Origin of the sequence: Luteipulveratus flavus (assembly GCF_029439465.1) — a bacterium.
GTDB lineage: Bacteria > Actinomycetota > Actinomycetes > Actinomycetales > Dermatophilaceae > Luteipulveratus > Luteipulveratus flavus.
Genome location: NZ_JAROAV010000028.1, coordinates 459346 through 478210, shown reverse-complemented (window position 1 = coordinate 478210; position 18865 = coordinate 459346). Strand labels below are relative to the sequence as shown.

The window sequence follows — 18865 nt, the reverse complement described above, 5'->3', positions numbered from 1 at the left end:
AGGGTCAGATGCGGGACCGGTCGGCCGGGTCGACCGCACCACGCAGCACGACGTCGAGCACCGCGACAGCCCCGGCCTTGTCGAGCGGCTGGTTGCCGTTGCCGCACTTCGGCGACTGCACGCACGAGGGGCAGCCGGTGGTGCAGGCACAACCCGCGATCGCGTCCCGCGTGGCTCGCAGCCAGGTCGACACCCGCTCGTACCCGCGCTCGGCGAAACCCGCACCGCCCGGGTACCCGTCGTAGACCACCACCGTGGGGAGCCCGGTGTCCGGGTGCACGGCGGTCGAGACGCCTCCGATGTCCCACCGGTCGGACTGAGCGACCAGTGGCAGCATCCCGATCGACGCGTGCTCGGCTGCGTGCAGTGCACCGGGCAGGTCTCGCTCGGCGACGACCTCGAGAAGTGCGGAGGGCTCGACCGTCCACCACGCACCGCGTGTACGCAGGCGTTGCTCCGGCAGGTCCAACGGGTGCTCACCGAGCACCTCACCGGACGGCAGCCGGCGCAGGAACGACGTGACCTGCGTTCGTACGTCGAGGGTTCCGAAGTGGACCTCCACCGGACCCCAGCTCGTGCGACGCTCGCTCGCCACGATGTCGAACGCGCTGACCGAGCGTGCGACCGTCGACCAGCCCGGGTCGCCTGCGGTCACGTGCGCCGAGCCGTCGGTGAGGTCCAGGTCGGACACGACGTACGTCTGGCCCTGGTGCACGTAGACCGCCCCGGTGTGCGCGGCGCGGTGCGAGCGCTCGGCGTCCACGGTCCCGAGCACCCGGCCGGTGCGGTTCTCGACGATGCGGACCACCGGGTCGCCGGTGCCACGCAGGGACACGTGGTCGCCCGGCCGGTCGTGCCTCGCCCAGAACCAGCCGCGCGGCCGGCGCCGCAGGATCTGTCGCTCCACCAGGCTGTCCAACAGGGGACGCATGGTGGGTCCGAAGTACACCTCGTCGGCCGGGACGACCGGCAGCTCGGCGGCGGCCGCCGCGAGGTGGGGAGCGAGGACGTGCGGGTTCTCGGCGTCGACAACCGACGCCTCGACCGGGCGGCCGAACAGCTGCGCGGGGTGGTGGACCAGGTAGGTGTCGAGCGGGTCGTCGGCCGCGACCAGCAGGACGAGCGAGCGTTGACCGCTGCGCCCGGCACGTCCCGCCTGCTGCCACAGCGAGCCGACCGTGCCCGGCCATCCGGCGAGAACCACCGCGTCCAGGCCACTCACGTCGATGCCGAGCTCGAGGGCGTTCGTGGCCGCGAGTCCTCGCAGGGCCCCCGAGCGCAGCGACCGCTCCAGCTCACGCCGCTCCTCCGGCAGGTAGCCGCCCCGGTAGGCCGCGACGGAACCCTCCAGGCCGGGCTCGGACGACGCCAGCCGCGAGCGCGTCATGTCCGCGATGACCTCGACGCCGACGCGCGACTTGGCGAACGCGAGCGTCTGGATGCCCGACCCCACCAGCGCGGTGAGCAGGTCGGCCGACTCGGCGACCGCCGAGCGACGACCCTCGTCCGGGCCGGAGCCCGGCGGCGGGCCGGGCTCCCACAGCCCGAACGTCATGGCCGCGCGGGGGGATCCGTCACGCGTGACCGGGCGTACGGGTTCGCCCACCAGCGTCGACGCGTGCGCCGCGGGGTCCGCGACGGTCGCCGAAGCGAGCACGAACGTCGGGTTCGACTGGTACCTCGCGGCGACCCTTCGCAGCCGGCGCAGGACGGCTGCCAGGTGCGCGCCGAAAACGCCACGGTAGGTGTGGCACTCGTCGACCACGACGTACCGCAACGAGCGCAGGAACGGCGCCCAGCGCTCGTGGTTCGGCAGCAGCGAGTGGTGCAGCAGGTCCGGGTTGGTCAGCACGATCTGGGCGTGGTCGCGGATCCAGCGCCGCTCGTCGGCCGCGGTGTCCCCGTCGTACGTCGCCGCGCGTACGCCCGGAACCGCCCAGCCGCCGATCCGCGCGAGCTGGTCGGCGGCGAGCGCCTTGGTCGGCGAGAGGTAGAGGGCGGTGGCGCCGCGCCCGGATGCTGCGGTGGTTCCGTCGGACGCCGCGGACAGGATCGGCAGCAGGTACGCCAGGCTCTTGCCCGAGGCGGTACCCGTCGAGACGATCACGTGCTCGCCCTCGTACGCCAGGTCGGCCGCTTCTCGCTGATGGCTCCACAGCCGCGTGAGTCCGCTCCCGCGCAGGGCCGCGGCGACCTGGGGGTTCACCCAGGTCGGCCAGTCGACCAGCTGCTCGCTGCGGGCCGGCAGGTCCTCGACGTGCAGCAGCCGGCCGGTACCGACCCCGGTCAGGCGCGCGAGGGCCTGGGCGGGGTCGAAGGTGGCGGCAGCGTCGGCCGTGGAGGAGCTATCCATCGACAGGACACGGTATGTCGTGCACCTACCGGGCCTCGATACTGTTCAGGATCACCCGAGCAGAAGGAGCAGCACTGTGGACCTGACCGTGACCACTCGCGAAGAGGGCGACATCACCGTCGTGACCCTCGCCGGTGAGGTCGATGTGTTCAGTGCGCCCACGCTGCGCGACGAGCTGGCGGCGGTCATCGCCGCCGACCACACGATGCTGCTCGCCGACCTCACGGACGTGCCCTTCCTGGACTCCACCGGCCTCGGCGTCCTGGTCGGCCGGCTCAAGACGGTCCGCGTCCAGGGCGGCGAGCTGCGGCTGGTCATCACCAGCGACCGGGTGCTGCGCAACTTCCAGATCACGGGTCTGGACAAGGTGTTCCGCATCTACTCGACCGCGCAGGAGGGCCTGGCCGACATGGCCGGGGAACGCTGACCCGCCGTTCGCACGTTGGCGGGTGCGCCACCACTCACCATCTCCTCAAGGGGCGGACATGCAGAGCAACCTTTTCGACCAGCAGAACCTCGAGGTCCAGAGCCAGCAGCGGTTCGGCCTGCAGAACCCGCAGATGCTGCGGGTGTCGCTCGGCCAGGACGTGCTGTCCGTCAAGGGCGCGATGGTCGCCTACCAGGGGCAGGTGACGTTCAACCACGAGGGCGCCGGGTCGGTCGGCAAGCTGCTCAAGAAGGTGATGACCAGCGAGGACGTGCCGCTGATGCGCGTCACGGGTCAGGGCGAGGTGTTCTTCGCCTCCGAGGCGGGCTTCGTCTTCCTGGTCGAGCTCACCGGTGACGGCATCTCGGTCAACGGCCGCAACCTGCTGGCCTTCGACGCGTCGATCGGCTGGGACATCAAGCGGGTCCAGGGCGCCGGCATGATGTCGGGCGGCCTGTTCAACATGGTCCTGAACGGGCAGGGCACGGTCGCGATGCACGCCGTCGGGCAACCGGTGGTGCTCGACTGCTCCCAGCAGCCGACGTACGTCGACGTCCAGTCCGCGGTCGCGTGGTCGGCGAACCTCGTGCCGCAGGTCGTGAGCAGCATGAACATGCGCTCGATGCTGCGCGGTGGCAGCGGCGAGGCGTTCCAGTACGCCTTCCACGGCCCGGGCTTCGTCGTGGTGCAGCCGAGCGAGTGGACGCTGGCGTCGGCTCAGGGCAACCAGCAGCAGGGCGGCCTCCTCGGCAACCTGATGAGCTGAGCGACGCGATCCGTCCTGCCGATCAACCTGACAACACGTCGACGAGGGTGCACGAGATGTCACGAGTGCCGGACACGGGGGCGGAGCTGCCGTCGTTGCGGGACGCGCTGCGCTCGTCCGGCTTCACCCTGGACGGAGTCGCGGACGTCCTCGGCGACCGCGCGAGCCGCGCGCTGAACCGCGAGCAGCCGGTCCCGGCCGAGCTGGTCACTCGCGGCTCGGACGACCCGGTCGCCGTCCTCGTCCGCCTGTTCGGGCTGGGCTGCCCGGTCGAGACCGCGCAGGTGGACCGGGCGCTGCCCGGCTGGGGCGCCGACCGGCTGGCGGCCCTCGGCGTGGTCGAGCGCGTGGGCGACGCGGTCCGCACCCTGTTCGACCTGCGGCCGTACGGCGACGGCGAGCACGAGTGGTGGGTGCTCTCCGACCTCGCGGAGGGCGTCACCCGCAGGCCTCTGCCGGTCGACCACGTCCTCGGCATCGGGGGCGCGTCGATGACCCTGGCGTCCTGGACGGCGCGGCGACCGGTCGATCGGGCGCTGGACCTCGGCACCGGGTGCGGCGTGCAGTCGCTGCACCTGTCCGCGCACGCGTCATCCGTCGTGGCGACCGATGTCTCCGAGCGGGCGCTCGCGACGACCCGCTTCAACGCCGCCCTGAACGGCGTGGACTGGGACGTCCGCGCCGGTTCGATGCTCGATCCGGTGGCCGACGAGACGTTCGACCTCGTGGTCAGCAACCCGCCGTTCGTCATCACGCCGCGCACGGACGCCATGCCGACGTACGAGTACCGCGACGGCGGCCAGGTCGGCCACGCGGTGGTCGAGGGGCTGGTACGGACGGTCGGTGGCCACCTGCGGCCGGGCGGCGTCGCCCAGCTGCTGGGCAACTGGGAGGTCCCGTCCGGCGGCGACTGGCGTGACGTCGTCCGGTCGTGGATCGGCGGCACCGGTCTGGACGCGTGGATCGTGCAGCGCGACGTCCAGGACCCTGCGGAGTACGCCGAGCTGTGGGCCGGCGACGGCGGACACCGTTCCGGCACCGAGGGATTCGAGCAGATGTACGCCGGCTGGCTCGCCGACTTCGACAGCCGCGGAGTGGGAGAGGTCGGCTTCGGCGTGATCACGCTGCAGCGTCCGCGCGACGCTCGCGAGCCCTGGGTCGACCTGGTCGACGCGACCACCGGACCCGTGGCCTCGCCGATGGGACCCACCGTGCTCGCCGGCCTCGAGGCACGGACCTGGCTGGCCGAGCACGGTGACCGAGGTGTGCTCGGGACCGCGTGGCGGTGTGCTCCCGACGTCACGGAGGAACGCCACGGCCGGCCGGGCGCTGACGACCCGAGCGTGATCCTGGTGCGACAGGGTGGCGGGCTGGGGCGTTCCGTCCGCGCCGACACGGTGCTGGCGGCGTACCTGTCCGTGGCCGACGGGTCGCTCACCGCCGGTCAGGCGCTCGACGCCATCGCCTCGCTGGTCGAGGCGAGTCCGGACGCCGTTCGGGCGCAGGCCCTCCCGCAGATCCGCGAGCTCGTCGCCGACGGCCTGCTCGTCCGCTGAGGCCGCCCGCAGCCCCGCCGAGAGGCCCACCAGCCGCCCGAACGGCCCACCGGTCCACCTCGGAACGCTGGGCCTCTGAGGCGAGAGGTGGGCCTCTCGGCGCGGAGGGGTGCGGGTCAGGCGAGCTGCCAGGACCGCTTGGACAGGCCGAACCAGAAGCCGTCGATCACGCTGTCGGCCTCGACGCGGTCCTCGGACGCGGCGCCGAGCGCGACGTACAGCGGCGCCCAGTGCTCGGTCCGGGGGTGAGCCTCCTGGGCCGCGGGCGCGCGGTGCAGGAAGTCCATCAGCGCGTCGACGTCACCGCCCGCGACCGTCTCGGCCGCCCAGGCGTCGAACTCCGAAGACGGGGTCGGCGGGGCGGCATCCGCGCCGGCGCTGGGGTCGAACCAGTGCAGGTTGTGCGTGGTGAAGCCCGATCCGACGACCAGCGTGCCGTCGTCCCGCAGCGGCGCCAGCCGGCGGCCCAGGGCGAACAGCTGCTGGGGGTCCAGCGTCGGCATCGACATCTGCAGGACCGGGATGTCGGCGTCGGGGTACATCTCCTTCAGCGGGACGTACGCGCCGTGGTCCAGGCCGCGGGACTCGTCACGGTGCACGGGTACGCCGGGCTGCCGGACGAGCGCCTCCACGTCGCGGGCCAGGTCGGGAGCGGCAGGGGCGTCGTAACGGACCTGGTAGTAGCGCTCCGGGAAGCCCCAGAAGTCGTACAGCAGGGGAGCGCCGGTGGTGGAGGAGAGCGCAACCGGGGCGGCCTCCCAGTGCGCGGAGACGATCAGGATGCGCTTCGGGCGCGGCAGGTCGGCGCCCCACTGGGCGAGCTCACGGGTCCAGGTGGCGTCGTCGGCCAGCGGCGGCGCGCCGTGACTCAGGTACAGCACGGGCTGGCGATCACTCATGGGCACAGCCTAGAGCCTTGTAGTTGAACATTCAACTAGACTGGGCGGGCAGCGGGCGCCCTGACCGGGAGCATGCAGCGGAAGGCCTTATGGTCGTACCGGCCACACGTCGGAGCAGCGACGAATCCGCTGCACGTGCCCGGCCGGACAGGAGGAGCCCGTGTCCCGCAAGCTCGTCATCGTCGAGTCACCGGCCAAGGCCAAGAAGATCGGCGAGTACCTCGGCAGCGACTACACCGTCGACGCCAGCGTCGGTCACATCCGCGACCTGCCGAACCCGTCGGAGCTGCCGGCGGACATGAAGAAGGGCCCGTACGGCAAGTTCGCCGTCGACATCGACAACGGGTTCGACGCCTACTACGTCGTGGACGCCGACAAGAAGAAGAAGGTGTCCGAGCTCAAGCGGCTGCTCAAGGACTCCGACGAGCTCTACCTCGCCACCGATGAGGACCGCGAGGGCGAGGCCATCGCCTGGCACCTGCTCGAGGTGCTCAAGCCCAAGGTCCCGGTGAAGCGGATGGTCTTTCACGAGATCACCAAGGAGGCGATCCAGCGCGCCGCGAACGCCACCCGCGACCTGGACGACCGCCTCGTCAACGCCCAGGAGACCCGCCGCATCCTCGACCGTCTCTACGGGTACGAGATCAGCCCGGTCCTGTGGCGCAAGATCCGCCGCGGCCTGTCCGCCGGCCGCGTCCAGTCGGTCGCGACCCGGATGGTCGTCGAGCGTGAGCGCGAGCGCATGGCGTTCGTCGCGGCGTCGTACTGGGACGTCGAGGGGGAGTTCCGGCCCGAGTCGGCCGGCCAGGCCTTCACCGCCCGCCTCACCGGCGTGGACGGCAAGCGCGTCGCCGTCGGGCGCGACTTCGATGACCGCGGCGTCCTGAAGACCCAGGACCTCGTCCACCTCGACCAGCAGCGGGCGACCTCGCTGGCCGAGTCGGTCGCCCAGTCGCGCGCGACCGTCAGCTCGGTGCAGGAGAAGCCGTACACCCGGCGTCCGTCCGCGCCGTTCACCACCTCGACGCTGCAGCAGGAGGCCAGCCGCAAGCTGCGCCTGTCCTCCAAGAACGCCATGCGCGTCGCCCAGCGGTTGTACGAGAACGGCTACATCACCTACATGCGTACCGACTCGACCACGCTGTCGGAGTCGGCCCTCAGCGCGGCACGGCAGCAGGCGCGCGACCTGTACGGCGCCGAGTACGTCCCGGACGCACCGCGGACGTACGAGAAGAAGGCGAAGAACGCCCAGGAGGCGCACGAGGCGATCCGCCCGGCCGGCGACCGCTTCCGTACGCCGGCGCAGGTGGCCGGCGAGCTGCGCGGTGACGAGTTCGCCCTGTACGAGCTGATCTGGAAGCGCACCGTCGCCTCGCAGATGGCCGACGCGCGCGGGTCGACCGCGACCGTGCGGCTCTCGGTGCCGGTCGAGTCGACCGGGTTCGCCCGCACGGCCGAGTTCTCCGCCTCCGGCACGGTCATCACCTTCCGTGGCTTCCTCGCCGCGTACGAGGAGGGCCGCGACGTCACCCGCAACGAGGAGGCCGACCAGGAGCGCCGGCTGCCGAAGATGGCCGAGGGGCTCGGCCTGGAGGTGCTGCGGGCCGAGGCGGACGGCCACACCACCAGCCCGCCGCCGCGCTACACCGAGGCGACCCTGGTCAAGGCCATGGAGGAGAAGGGGATCGGTCGGCCGTCCACGTACGCCGCGACCGTCGGCACGATCCAGGACCGCGGGTACGTCGGGACCCGCGGCACGGCGCTGGTGCCCACCTGGCTGGCCTTCGCGGTGACGCGGCTGCTGGAGGAGCACTTCCCGAGCCTGGTCGACTACGAGTTCACCGCCTCCATGGAGGAGGGCCTGGACGACATCGCCGCCGGCAACGACGACCGGGTCGCCTGGCTGACCCGCTTCTACTTCGGCAACCCCGAGACCTTCCACGAGTCCCCGCCGCCGAGCGAGGTCGCGGGCTCCCTCGCGTCCTCCTCCCGCGGGGAGATGACCGGCGAGGGCCTGAGCCATCTGGTCGAGCACCTGGGCGACATCGACGCCCGCGAGATCTCCACGATCGAGATCGGCGACGGCATCGTCGTGCGCGTCGGTCGCTACGGGCCGTACGTCGAGGACACCCGGCCGCAGGGCGTCGACGCCGCGACGGGAGAGGTGACCGACGCGGAGGCGGTCGAGAAGGGTCCGCGCCGCGCGACCATCAACGACGACATCGCGCCGGACGAGATGACCCCGGAGAAGGGCCGCGAGCTGCTGGAGGCGGCGGACGACGACGGCCGCGTCCTCGGGCAGGATCCGCAGACCGGGCACGACATCATCGCCAAGGCCGGTCGTTACGGGCCGTACGTCACCGAGGTGCTCCCCGAGGACGCCCCGGCGCCCGCGCCGGCCGACGGGGAGAAGCCGAAGCGGACCAAGAAGGTCGCCAAGCCCAAGCCGCGCACCGCGAGCCTGTTCAAGGACATGGACCTCGCGACGATCGACATCGACACCGCGCTCAAGCTGCTCAGCCTGCCCCGGGTCGTGGGCGTCACGACCGAGACGGTCACCGGCGAGGACGGCAACGAGTCCGAGAAGCAGGTGGAGATCACCGCGCAGAACGGCCGGTACGGGCCGTACCTCAAGAAGGGCACCGACTCGCGGTCCCTGCAGACCGAGCAGCAGCTGTTCGACATCACGCTGGAGGAGGCGCTGCAGATCTACTCCGAGCCCAAGCGCCGCGGGCGGGCCGCCGCTCCGCCGCTGAAGGAGCTCGGCGCGGACCCGGCGTCCGGCAAGCCCGTCGTGGTCAAGGACGGGCGCTTCGGTCCGTACGTCACCGACGGCGAGACCAATGCGACGCTGCGCAAGGACGACGACCCGGCGACCATCACCCCGGAGCGCGGGTACGAGCTGCTGGCGGAGAAGCGGGCCAAGGGGCCGACCACCCGCAAGCGCGCGGCCAAGAAGACCGCGAAGAAGACGACGACGAAGAAGGCAGCGGCCAAGAAGACGACGGCGAAGAAGACGACCACCAAGAAGGCCGCCGCGAAGAAGTAGCGAGCCGGGGGAACCCCGAGCGGGGGTACGCCGTCGGAGGCACGAACTCATGCCAACGGCACACCGCACAAGGAGCTCCCCCATGACCCGCAACCGCAGCCGTGTCACCCGCGCCACCGTCGTCTCCCTCGCGCTGGTCGGCGCTCTCGGCCTGAGCGCCTGCCAGGACACCGAGGTCACCGCGCCGAGCCCCGCCGCCCCGACGGCGTCGTCCACCAGTGAGGCGCCGACGCCGTCCTCCTCCTCCACAACCACGAGCGAGTCGCCCACGACGTCCGACTCCTCCACCAGCTCCGCGACCTCGAGCGCCTCGAGCGCCTCGGCCCCGGCAGCGGGCAGCACCAAGCTCACCGCCCCGGACTCCACGCTGAAGTTCGGTCAGCCCGGCACCATCGACGAGGGGTCCGACAACAGCCCGGAGATCATGACCATCACTCCGAAGAAGCTGGAGGTCGCGCCGGCGGCCGCCTACACCGAGGCCAACCTGAACAAGGCCAACGGCACGCTCTACTACCTCACCTTCGACGTCACCAACGTCCAGGGCGGCAGCAACAGCACCAGCGTCAACGGCCTGTTCTTCCACCCCAAGATCAGCGCTGCCAACAAGGGTGCGAAGCGGCTGTACGGCGACACGGAGGCCTGCAAGAGCGGCGACAACCCGGAGCTGGGCAAGACGGCCACGCAGTGCTACCTCTACCAGATCCCCGGATCTGCGGTCTCGGACGTCGAGTACGACGGCTTCGACGACCAGCACATCACCTGGACCAAGTAGTCACCGACAGGAAGGGCCGGCCCGAACGGGTCGGCCCTTCGTCGTGCCCGGATCAGTGCTGGGGGACGTCGACGCCGAACGGCAGCGGCTCACGGGTGAACCGGTAGGTCGCCCAGTTCAGCTGGCGCACCGATCCGTCGGAGTGGCGGCGTACCCGCAGCAGCTCACCCTTCTCCCGGCCGGCGACCGTGCGGTAGGCGTCGTCCCCGAGAGGTTCGAAGACCGACGACGGGCGGCTCGCCGGCAGGCCGTCGATGCGTGCCTCCAGGCGGCCGCCCTTGATCACGAAGGTGAAGCCGGTGCCCTCGGAGAACCAGCGGCCGATCAGCGGGACGAGCTCGTCCGGCTGCTCCGTGCCCGGCGCCCAGGCCGTCAGCGGCTCCGGGTCGTGCTCGAGCACGTACGCGCCGAGGTCGATGGCCGCCGCACGCGGGTCCGGGGCGTTGGTGGAGTTCATCAGGACGAGACCCGTTGTGCCGGAGGAGCGTTCGGTGAAGACACCGGTCACCGCACCGGGCAGGCCTCCGGTGTGGCCGACCCAGGTACGACCGTCCTTCCGGGCGAGCTCGAGCCCGAGGCCCCAGCCGAACGTCCAGCTCGTGGTGTCGCCGACGATCTGCGGCTGACACATCTCCTCGACGGTGTCCTGGGAGAGGATCGACGCGTCCGGGGCGGCCAGGAAGCCGTGCCACGCGGCCATGTCGGTTGCGGTGCTCCAGAGCGCGCCGGCGGCCGCGGTCGCGCGCTTGTCCAGCCGGGGCTCGGGCATCGGGACGTCGCTGAACGGCGGGACGTAATAGGTGCCGGCCATCGGAGCGACACCACGAGTTCCGGTGCGGCGCAGGCCGATCGGGTCGATGAGCCGAGCCTGCAGGCTCTCGGCCCACTCGCGGCCGTCGAGCCGGGCGATGATCTCGCCGAGCACCGCGTACGCGAGATTGCTGTAGTGCCAATGGGTGTGGGGCCGGAGCACGCGCTCGGCACCGTTCCATCCCTCGACCAGCTCCGTGCGGTCCGGGAACCTCAGCGTGTCCCAGACGTCGCCGACCGGCTCCCGCTGCATGCCCGTCGTGTGCGCGAGCATCTGCCGCACCGTGACGTGCGGGTGAGCGGACTCGGCGACGTGCAGGTCCGCGGTGTCGTCCAGGGTGAGCCGGCCCTCGTCGCGCAGCTGCATGATCATCACGGCGGTGAAGGTCTTGGTGTTGGACGCGACCTGGAAGTGGGTGTCGGCGTCCAGGGGTACGCCGGCGTCGTCCAGGTCGGCCGCCCCGACGCCGTGGCTCCACAAAAGGTCACCGTGCCGGGCCACCGCGCCCAGCAGGCCGGGCACGCGTCCCTCGGACTGTCGGGCGGTGGCCGTACGGACGAGGGACCGTTCGGTCTCGGCGCACAAGGGGGTGGGCTGGCTCATGGAAGCCGAACCTACGCCCTCGGGAAAGGTCACCCGACGGTCACCCGTGCGTCGCGCGGAGGCCACGTCGGCGGTTCAGAGTAGGACCAACCACACCTGGGCAGAGCACGAGAAGGGGGGTCCGGTGATGGCACTCGCTCCCTCGAACCGCGTGGCGGGCACGGGTTCACGTCTGGAGGCACGGGCCTCCGGCGACCTGCGCCGCATCAGCGTGACCTGGGACCCCTCCCACCATCCCGACGTGGTCGGCTACCGCGTGCACGGTCAGCACGTACGGCGCTCGTCGGCCGCCCGGCTGCGGCCGCGCGCGGAGAACTTGCTGGCCGAGCTGCAGCCGCCGATGTTCGCTCAGCACGGGCTCAGCGCACAGGGTGAGAGCTGGGAGTACGCCGTCGTGGCGGTCGACGTCCACGGTGCTGCGCTGTCGACGAGCGACCCGGTCACGGCGACCTCGACGACGTCGGTCACCGTGACCGGGACGCCGGTCGCGACGGTCGGCCGGTTCGACGGGCGCGGGCGGGAGCTGGCGCTGTCACCCGGGGGATTTGTGCGGTACCAGTCGGTCTTCCCGGCCGACGTCGACTTCACCCACGGCCGGGACCGCGCCGACGTGGCGTGGAGCTACCTGCAGCCCGGTCCGGACGACGCCTGGGCGGGACGGCGTTCGCACCGGTTCCGGCTGCGCTTCCGGCTCGACACCCCGCCGGTGGACGACCTCGACCTGGCCGTGTGGCTGACCGACCGGCACCCCGTACGGGCCGGTGCGGCCGGTCTGGCGGTCAACGGTGTCCGTCTGGAGCCGCTGATCTTTGCCGACGAGGGTGACGCGTCGTTCCTGTCCGAGCGCGGCGCGCCGGGACACGGCGCGGGCCCGGCGTACCTCGAGCGGCCGTTGCGGCGCAGTCTGTTCCGGGCGGGGGAGAACGTCCTGGAGATCGCCAAGGACCAGGGGTCCTGGATCGCGTACGACGCCCTCGGGGTGTTCGCACGAACGTGATGTCCGGCCGGGTGCGAGCATGGCGCCATGAGTGCTGAGCGACTCGAGGTGGACCGACCGGGAGTCGGGATGGTCGAGCTGCCGTGGCGGACCGAGCGGTTGCTGCTGCGGCCCATCGTGTCCGACGACGTCGAGGCGATGCTGGCGTTCCGGTCCGACCCGCAGGTGCAGTGGTACTGCGGCAGCCCGGCCATGACGCGCGCGGACGTCGAGCGACGCGTCGCGTACAACGTGCACCGGATGACGCCGGACACCACCGAGCCGGGCCTGGCGCTCGCGGTGGTGGACCCCACCGACGGTCGGATGTGGGGCGACGCCCTGATCGGGTTCACGCCGTCGTCCGCCGTGGGACGTGTCGCGACCTCGGAGTGGGAGGGCGTGATCGGCTACACGCTGCACCACGACAAGCAGGGTCAGGGTTGGGGTGGTGAGATCGCAGATGCGTTGCTGCGCATGGCTTTCGGGCCGCTCGGCCTGAGGCGCGTCCGCGCGGACGTCTTCGCCGGCAACGTCGCCTCGGAGCGTTTGCTGCGTCGGCACGGGCTCCGATTGGAGGGCCGCTCGGTGCAGGCGGTGCTCGGAGAGGACGGCACGTGGTGGGACGACCTGCACCTGGCGATCCTGCGCGAGGAGTGGCTCGCGAACCGGCATGGCACGGAGTGAGCAAGGCCGATCAAGCCGGCGGCGGTCGTACGGCGGAGTCTGGGATCACGACACCGAGGAGGCCGTGATGTCCCTGCCCTACGCCGAGCCCCTGACCCTGCGCGAGCCCGCTGACCTGGTTGTGCCCGAGCCGCCCCGGCGCGGCGAGTCCGGCGGCGGTCCGTGCGGCGCCTGCGACTGGTCCGACCGCGCCGACGTGCTCTGGTCGGACGAGCACTGGCACCTGCACAACCCCGGCAGTACCTCGCTGCGCGGTGCGGTCTGGCTGGCCAGTGCCGAGCACGTCGACTCGTTCTCGGACCTGTCGCCGGAGGGCCAGGCCGGCTTCGGGGTGGTCTGCGCGAAGGTGGACAGGGCGCTGCTGGGTCTGGGTGACGTCGCTCGCGTGCACCTGTACCGGTGGGGCGACGGCGGTTCGCACTTCCACGTCTGGTTCCTGCCCCGACCTCTCGGCCGGCTCGACATGGCCGGGCACCTGCTGCCGGTCTGGGAGGACGCCATGGAGCCGCTCCCGCGCGAGGAGATCGCTCGGACCGGTGAACGCATCCGTACGGCGATGGCGGCGGCGTGACGACGACACTCGCGCGGCGGCTGGGGCTCGGGGACGCGGTCACCGTCGGGCTCGGCTCGATGATCGGTGCCGGGGTGTTCGCGGCATTCGCGCCCGCGGCCGCTGCGGCCGGCTCCTGGCTTCTGGTCGGGCTGGCGCTCGCCGCGGTCGTGGCCTTCTGCAACGCCACCTCCTCCGGCCAGCTCGCCGCGCAGTACCCCGCGTCCGGCGGCACCTACGTGTACGGGCGGGAGCGGCTGGGCCCGTGGTGGGGGTACCTCGCGGGCTGGTGCTTCGTCATCGGCAAGACCGCCAGCTGCGCCGCGATGGCGATGACGGCTGCGGCGTACGCCGTGCCGGACGGGTGGCAGCGTCCGGTGGCCGCCGCAGTCGTGCTGGCGGTGACCGCGGTCAACCTGCGCGGCGTGACGCGAACGGCGTTGGCCACCAAGGTGATCGTCGGAGTCGTGCTCGTGCTGCTGGCCGTGCTCGTGGTGGCCTGCCTGGGTGGCGGCTCGTTCTCCGGCAGCCGCGTCTGGTCCTCGGGATCCGTTGACCTGTACGGCATCTGGCAGTCCGCGGGGCTGCTCTTCTTCGCGTTCGCGGGCTACGCGCGGATCGCGACCATGGGCGAGGAGGTGCGCGACCCGCGTCGAACGATCCCGCTGGCCATCCTGATCGCGCTGTCGCTCGCCATCGTCGTGTACGTGGTGGTCGGCATGAGCACCCTCGGCGTCCTGGGTGCGGACCGACTGGCCGGGGCGACGGCACCGCTGGCCGACGCCGCCGGTGCCACCTGGTCGTGGGCCGAGCCGCTCGTCCGGGTCGCCGGCGCGCTGGCCGCGACCGGAGCCCTGCTCGCCCTGGTCGCCGGCATCGGGCGGACCTCGCTGGCGATGGCGCGCGAGGGAGACCTGCCGCGTCCGCTCGCAGCCGTGCACCCGACGTACCAGGTGCCGCACCGCGCCGAGCTGACCGTCGGCCTGGTGGTCGCGGCGCTGGTGCTGGTGGCCGACCTGCGCGGCGCGATCGGGTTCTCCTCGTTCGGGGTGCTGCTCTACTACGCGGTCGCGAACGCGTCGGCGCTGACGCAGTCGGGGGAGTACCGGATCTACCCGAGGGCCCTGCAGGTGATCGGGCTCCTCGGCTGCCTGTCGCTGGTGGCGACGCTGCCGTGGCGGTCGGTCGCGCTAGGTGTGGTCGTCCTGGTCGTCGGCATCGCGGGGCGGCTCGTCGTGGTACCGAGACAGGTACCACGCGGCGTACGATGACCGCATGCCCGGACTCAGCCTGACGTTCACCGACGACGAGCTCCAGGACCTGCGCGAGTCCGCGGAGCGCGAGGGCACCTCGCTACGGACCTTTGCGCACCGTGCGGTCATGGAGGCCGTGACGTCCAGGTCGTACGCGGACGTGGCCGCCCAGGTGGCGCGCAAGTCGGCGGAGCTGAACGACCGCCTGGCCTGATGCGGTACCCGACCCAGCGCGACGTCATCGCCGTGCTCGTCGCGGTCGGGGTCGAGGCGCAGGTCAGGGACGCAGGTCTGCTCGCGTCCGCCCTCGCCCGACCGTGTGCAACGGTCTTCGGCGAGGACGCCTACCCCGACCCGTGGGTCAAGGCGGCCGCCCTGATGCACTCCCTGCAGCGCAACCATCCCTTTGTCGACGGCAACAAGCGCGCCGGCTGGAACACCGCATGGACGTTCATCGAGGTGAACGGCATCGGCGAGCTCGATCCTGACTTCGACGTGGACGCGGCAGAGCAGCTCGTGCTGGCCGTGGCGACAGGTAGGACCGAAGACGTCGAGCAGATCGCGCGAGTTCTGCGGGGATTCGCGGTAGACCCGTGAACGCGGCTTGACCCTGACGTCGCGTCAGCGAGCACGCTCGTCCCATGACCGACGGAAGGGCGGAGGTGCCGGCGATGGCGTACACGGTGGGACAGGTGGCCGAGCAGCTCGGGATCACCGTGCGGACGCTGCACCATTACCACCGGATCGGGCTGCTCGTACCCAGCGAGCGGTCGGCGTCCGGGTACCGGCTCTACACCGAGGACGACCTGGTCCGGCTGCAGCACATCGTGGTGTACCGGCGGCTGGAGCTGCCGCTGGAGGAGATCGCCCAGCTGCTGGAGTCCGGCGACGCCGCCACGCACCTGCGCCGGCAGCGCGCCGCGGTCATGGCCCGGCTGGACGAGATGAACCGGCTCGTCACAGCGATCGACAACGCACTGGAGAAGACCATGGCAGACCAGCCGATGACCACCGACGACATGAAGCAGCTGTTCGGCGAGAGCTACGAGGAGCGCCAGGCGGAGGCGCAGGAGCGCTGGGGTGACACGGACGCCTGGAAGGAGTCGCAGCGGCGCGCGAAGACCTACACCCAGGCCGACTGGGCGCAGATCAAGGCGGAGGGCGACCAGATCCAGGCCCGTCTCGCGGCGCTGTTCAAGGCCCGCACGCCGGCTGACAACGTCGTGGCCGCCGACGCCGTCGAAGCGCACCGGGAGCACATGACGCGCTGGTTCTACGACGTGTCGCCACAGATGCACCGCGCCCTCGGGGACATGTACGTGGCCGACCCCAGGTACACGAAGGCGTACGACGACGCGTTCGACGCGCCCGGCCTCGCCGAGTGGGTCCGCGACGCCATCCACGCCAGCAGCGAGCGCGCTGGGCAGGACTGAGCCGCCGTAGACGCCCGGGGCGGGGGCGGCACTCGGTGCCACCCCCGCACCGGGCGTCTCGGAAGGGCGTCAGCCGGTGACGCCGAGCGCGGTCGTGACCGGCGACGGCGTCGGCGGCTCGGCCGTCTGCGGCGCGCTCGGCCCGGTCGTGGACGGCGCTGCCGAACCGCAGGTCGTGAAGTGCGGATGCGCGTCGTACGCCACGGTCTCGCTGGTGTCCACCTCGGACTGGTAGCCGACGTAGACGGCGACGTCCGCGTACTGCGCCGGCCAGGACAGCCGGACCGTGCGTGACTGCCCGGGCTCGATGTGGCCGAGCTCCTTGCGCCAGGAGCCGGCGGCGGCCTGCCGCGAGCGCACCCAGACGTCGTACGTCCCGGCCGAGCTGCTACCCGCCGACGCGGTGTACGTCACCGTCATGGAGTCAGAGCCGTGCATGCCCGGCCCGCACGGCCCGGGCCGGGTCGTGATGCCCGTGCTGCCGCCGCTGGGCGGCGGGACGGTGGCCGTGCTGTCGCCGGTCGGAGTACCCGTGCCGCCGGGGCTGGTCGTGGGCGACCCGGTCGAAGATGTGGCGGGGCTGGTGCCGGGCGACGACGCGGTCGGCGCCGGCGAGGTCGACCCGGCGCTCGCGGTGGCGCCCGGCGTGGTCGCCGCGTGACCGGAGGTCGCGATGACGATCGTGGTGACGGCGGCCGTGATGCCGGCGCCGCAGGCAATGGCGAACCGCTGACGGTTGCTCTTCATGATGCTTCTCCCCTGTGGTGACCCCTTGCCGGACGGCGAGCGCCGCCCGGGACCTATGCGGTGAAGACGCCCGAGCGACGCTGAAGTTGCACGACGTCCGATCCGCATCGCCGACGGCGGGTGGTCGACGGCCTGACGCAGCGACCGGCTTGGGCGGTGAAGCGGCCGTCGTCGTAGGGCTGGCCTAGGCTCATCGCCATGCCGCCAGCCAGTACGTCCCCGTCCGGTGCGTCGGGAGTCTTCATCGCGTTCGAGGGCGGCGACGGCGCCGGCAAGAGCACCCAGATCGAGCGGCTCGCCGCCTGGCTGCGCGAGGGCGGTCACGAGGTCGTGGTCACCCGTGAGCCGGGCGGGACGCCGGTCGGGCAGCAGATCCGCGAGCTCGTGCTGCACGGCGACCACCTCGCGCCGCGGGCGGAGGCGCTGCTCTTCGCGGCCGACCGCGCCCAGCACGTGACGACCGTCGTCCGGCCTGCGTTGGAACGCGGCGCCGTGGTGCTGCAGGACCGCTACCTCGACTCCTCCGTCGCCTACCAGGGTGCCGGCCGCGACCTGGACGCCCAGGAGGTGCAGCGGCTCTCGCTGTGGGCGACCGAGGACCTGCGCCCGACGCTGACCGTCCTGCTGGACGTCACCCCCGAGGTGGGGCGCGCGCGCCGCGGGGACGTCCACGACCGCCTGGAGAGCGAGGGCGACGACTTCCACGAGCGGGTGCGCCGTCACTTCCTCGAGCTCGCCGAGGCCGAGGCGCACCGTTACCTGGTGGTCGACGCCGCGCTGCCCGCCGCCGAGGTCGCGCAGATCGTCAAGGGTTGCGTCGGCGACCTGGTGGGTGAGTCGGCATGAGCGTCTGGCGGGACGTCATCGGCCAGGAGCAGGCCGTCACGACGCTGCGGGACGCCGTCGCGGACCGGGCGCGGATGACGCACGCCTGGCTGCTGACCGGGCCGCCGGGTTCGGGGCGCTCGACGGCGGCGCGCGCGTTCGCCGCCGCGCTGCTGTGCCCGGACGGCGGCTGCGGCACCTGCCACGAGTGCCACACCGTCCTGGACGGCAGCCACGCCGACCTGACCGTGATGGCCACCCAGGGGCTGTCCATCCAGGTCAAGGATGCGCGCGAGCTCGCCCAGCTGGCGCAGCACCGACCCTCCGTCGGAGCGTGGCGCGTCATTGTCATCGAGGACGCCGACCGCCTGACCGAGCGGGCGGCCGACGCCCTGCTGAAGGCGCTGGAGGAGCCGGTCGAGCGGACGGTCTGGCTGCTGTGCGCGCCGTCGGTCGAGGACGTCATCATCACCATCCGCAGCCGCTCCCGGCACGTACGGCTGCGGACGCCTCCGGTGGCCGCGGTCGCCGAGCTGCTGACCCGGCGGGACGGCATCGAGCCGGCGATGGCCGAGTACGCCGCCCGAGCCGCCCAGTCGCACGTCGGGCTCGCTCGGCGGCTCGCCCGCGACGAGGGCGCTCGCGGCCGGCGCCGCGACATCCTGCGCCTGGCGGGCAGGATCCGGTCGCTGGGCGACGCGATGGAGGCCGCGGCGAACCTCGCGGCGATCGCCACCCAGGAGCAGTCGGCCAGCTCGGCCGAGCGGGACGCGGCCGAGAAGACCAGGCTGCTCGAGCAGCTCGGTGCGGACCCCGAGGCTCGGACCCAGCCGCCGCACATCCGGTCCCAGGTGGCCGCGCTGGAGAAGGAGCAGAAGACCCGGGCCACCCGGTTCGGACGAGACGTCGTGGACCGGTCGCTCGTCGATCTGCTGTCGATCTACCGGGACGCCCTCGTCACGCAGGCGGGTTCGCCGGTCGAGCTCGTCAACGCCGACCTGGCGGACGAGGTCCGTACGCTCGCCGGGGCCCTGTCATCCGAGCAGCTTCTCCTCGCGATGGACGCCATCGGCACGGCGCGCGAGCGGATCGAGGCCAACGTGCCTCCGCTGCTCGCGCTGGAGGCGATGGCGATCTCCCTCCGGTTGCCTCGCTGAGCGG

Annotated in this window: 19 protein-coding genes; 15 read left to right on the top strand and 4 right to left on the bottom strand. The window is 72.0% G+C overall.

Annotated features, from left to right (window positions below; genetic code table 11):
* Positions 1-4 precede the first annotated feature (4 nt).
* On the bottom strand, positions 5-2353 hold the full coding sequence (locus P4R38_RS11040; RefSeq protein ID WP_277192170.1) for a DEAD/DEAH box helicase: 2349 nt from the start codon (positions 2351-2353) through the stop codon (positions 5-7).
* Positions 2354-2441: 88 nt separating this feature from the next.
* On the opposite strand from P4R38_RS11040, the gene P4R38_RS11035 reads away from it, so the two are divergent.
* Genes P4R38_RS11035 through P4R38_RS11025 form a run of 3 tightly spaced genes read left to right on the top strand, consistent with a single transcriptional unit; the run spans position 2442 to position 5102 of the window.
* Entirely contained in the window at positions 2442-2780 is a 339-nt protein-coding gene (locus P4R38_RS11035; RefSeq protein ID WP_277192169.1) for an STAS domain-containing protein, read from the top strand.
* A 58-nt stretch (positions 2781-2838) separates the two neighbouring features.
* On the top strand, positions 2839-3546 hold the full coding sequence (locus P4R38_RS11030; protein WP_277192168.1) for an AIM24 family protein: 708 nt from the start codon (positions 2839-2841) through the stop codon (positions 3544-3546).
* A 56-nt stretch (positions 3547-3602) separates the two neighbouring features.
* Positions 3603-5102: a DUF7059 domain-containing protein gene (locus P4R38_RS11025; RefSeq protein WP_277192167.1), complete on the top strand. Its 1500-nt coding sequence runs from the start codon at positions 3603-3605 to the stop codon at positions 5100-5102.
* 116 nt (positions 5103-5218) lie between these two features.
* On the opposite strand, the gene P4R38_RS11020 is transcribed toward P4R38_RS11025, so the two are convergent.
* Entirely contained in the window at positions 5219-6001 is a 783-nt protein-coding gene (locus P4R38_RS11020) for a dioxygenase family protein (RefSeq protein WP_275239542.1), read from the bottom strand.
* A gap of 160 nt (positions 6002-6161) precedes the next feature.
* Here P4R38_RS11020 and topA point away from each other — a divergent pair, with 160 nt between their 5' ends.
* On the top strand, positions 6162-9050 hold the full coding sequence (gene topA / locus P4R38_RS11015; RefSeq protein WP_277192166.1) for a type I DNA topoisomerase: 2889 nt from the start codon (positions 6162-6164) through the stop codon (positions 9048-9050).
* Between the two features lie 82 nt (positions 9051-9132).
* Entirely contained in the window at positions 9133-9822 is a 690-nt protein-coding gene (locus tag P4R38_RS11010; RefSeq protein ID WP_277192165.1) for a hypothetical protein, read from the top strand.
* A gap of 52 nt (positions 9823-9874) precedes the next feature.
* Here P4R38_RS11010 and P4R38_RS11005 read toward each other — a convergent pair whose 3' ends face one another.
* Entirely contained in the window at positions 9875-11236 is a 1362-nt protein-coding gene (locus tag P4R38_RS11005) for a serine hydrolase domain-containing protein (protein WP_277192164.1), read from the bottom strand.
* Between the two features lie 127 nt (positions 11237-11363).
* Here P4R38_RS11005 and P4R38_RS11000 point away from each other — a divergent pair, with 127 nt between their 5' ends.
* From P4R38_RS11000 to P4R38_RS10970, 7 genes are all read left to right on the top strand, one after another.
* Positions 11364-12233, top strand: coding sequence for a hypothetical protein (locus tag P4R38_RS11000; RefSeq protein WP_277192163.1), 870 nt, complete (start codon positions 11364-11366; stop codon positions 12231-12233).
* Positions 12234-12260: 27 nt separating this feature from the next.
* Positions 12261-12896 carry a GNAT family N-acetyltransferase gene (locus P4R38_RS10995; protein ID WP_277192162.1) on the top strand — a complete coding sequence of 212 codons (636 nt, stop codon included), beginning with the start codon at positions 12261-12263 and terminating at the stop codon, positions 12894-12896.
* Between the two features lie 67 nt (positions 12897-12963).
* Positions 12964-13467 carry a hypothetical protein gene (locus P4R38_RS10990; RefSeq protein ID WP_277192161.1) on the top strand — a complete coding sequence of 168 codons (504 nt, stop codon included), beginning with the start codon at positions 12964-12966 and terminating at the stop codon, positions 13465-13467.
* Positions 13464-14717 carry an APC family permease gene (locus tag P4R38_RS10985; RefSeq protein ID WP_277192160.1) on the top strand — a complete coding sequence of 418 codons (1254 nt, stop codon included), beginning with the start codon at positions 13464-13466 and terminating at the stop codon, positions 14715-14717. The genes P4R38_RS10990 and P4R38_RS10985 overlap by 4 nt, the downstream gene beginning before the upstream one ends.
* Before the next feature lie 4 nt (positions 14718-14721).
* Positions 14722-14913 carry an antitoxin Phd gene (locus tag P4R38_RS10980; RefSeq protein WP_275239531.1) on the top strand — a complete coding sequence of 64 codons (192 nt, stop codon included), beginning with the start codon at positions 14722-14724 and terminating at the stop codon, positions 14911-14913.
* Positions 14913-15296: a type II toxin-antitoxin system death-on-curing family toxin gene (locus tag P4R38_RS10975; protein WP_277192159.1), complete on the top strand. Its 384-nt coding sequence runs from the start codon at positions 14913-14915 to the stop codon at positions 15294-15296. The genes P4R38_RS10980 and P4R38_RS10975 overlap by 1 nt, the downstream gene beginning before the upstream one ends.
* 44 nt (positions 15297-15340) lie before the next feature.
* Positions 15341-16132 (top strand): MerR family transcriptional regulator, encoded by a 792-nt coding sequence (locus tag P4R38_RS10970; RefSeq protein WP_277192158.1) that lies wholly within the window; start codon positions 15341-15343, stop codon positions 16130-16132.
* A 69-nt stretch (positions 16133-16201) separates the two neighbouring features.
* On the opposite strand, the gene P4R38_RS10965 is transcribed toward P4R38_RS10970, so the two are convergent.
* Positions 16202-16552: a hypothetical protein gene (locus P4R38_RS10965; RefSeq protein ID WP_277192157.1), complete on the bottom strand. Its 351-nt coding sequence runs from the start codon at positions 16550-16552 to the stop codon at positions 16202-16204.
* Between P4R38_RS10965 and P4R38_RS10960 the strand changes: the two genes are divergently transcribed.
* From P4R38_RS10960 to P4R38_RS10950, 3 genes are all read left to right on the top strand, one after another.
* A complete protein-coding gene (locus P4R38_RS10960; protein WP_277192156.1) occupies positions 16551-16793 on the top strand; it encodes a hypothetical protein in 243 nt (80 codons plus the stop codon). The genes P4R38_RS10965 and P4R38_RS10960 overlap by 2 nt on opposite strands.
* A gap of 284 nt (positions 16794-17077) precedes the next feature.
* Positions 17078-17725, top strand: coding sequence for a dTMP kinase (gene tmk / locus P4R38_RS10955; RefSeq protein ID WP_277192155.1), 648 nt, complete (start codon positions 17078-17080; stop codon positions 17723-17725).
* Positions 17722-18861 (top strand): DNA polymerase III subunit delta', encoded by a 1140-nt coding sequence (locus P4R38_RS10950; protein ID WP_277192154.1) that lies wholly within the window; start codon positions 17722-17724, stop codon positions 18859-18861. The genes tmk and P4R38_RS10950 overlap by 4 nt, the downstream gene beginning before the upstream one ends.
* The last annotated feature ends 4 nt before the right edge of the window (positions 18862-18865 follow it).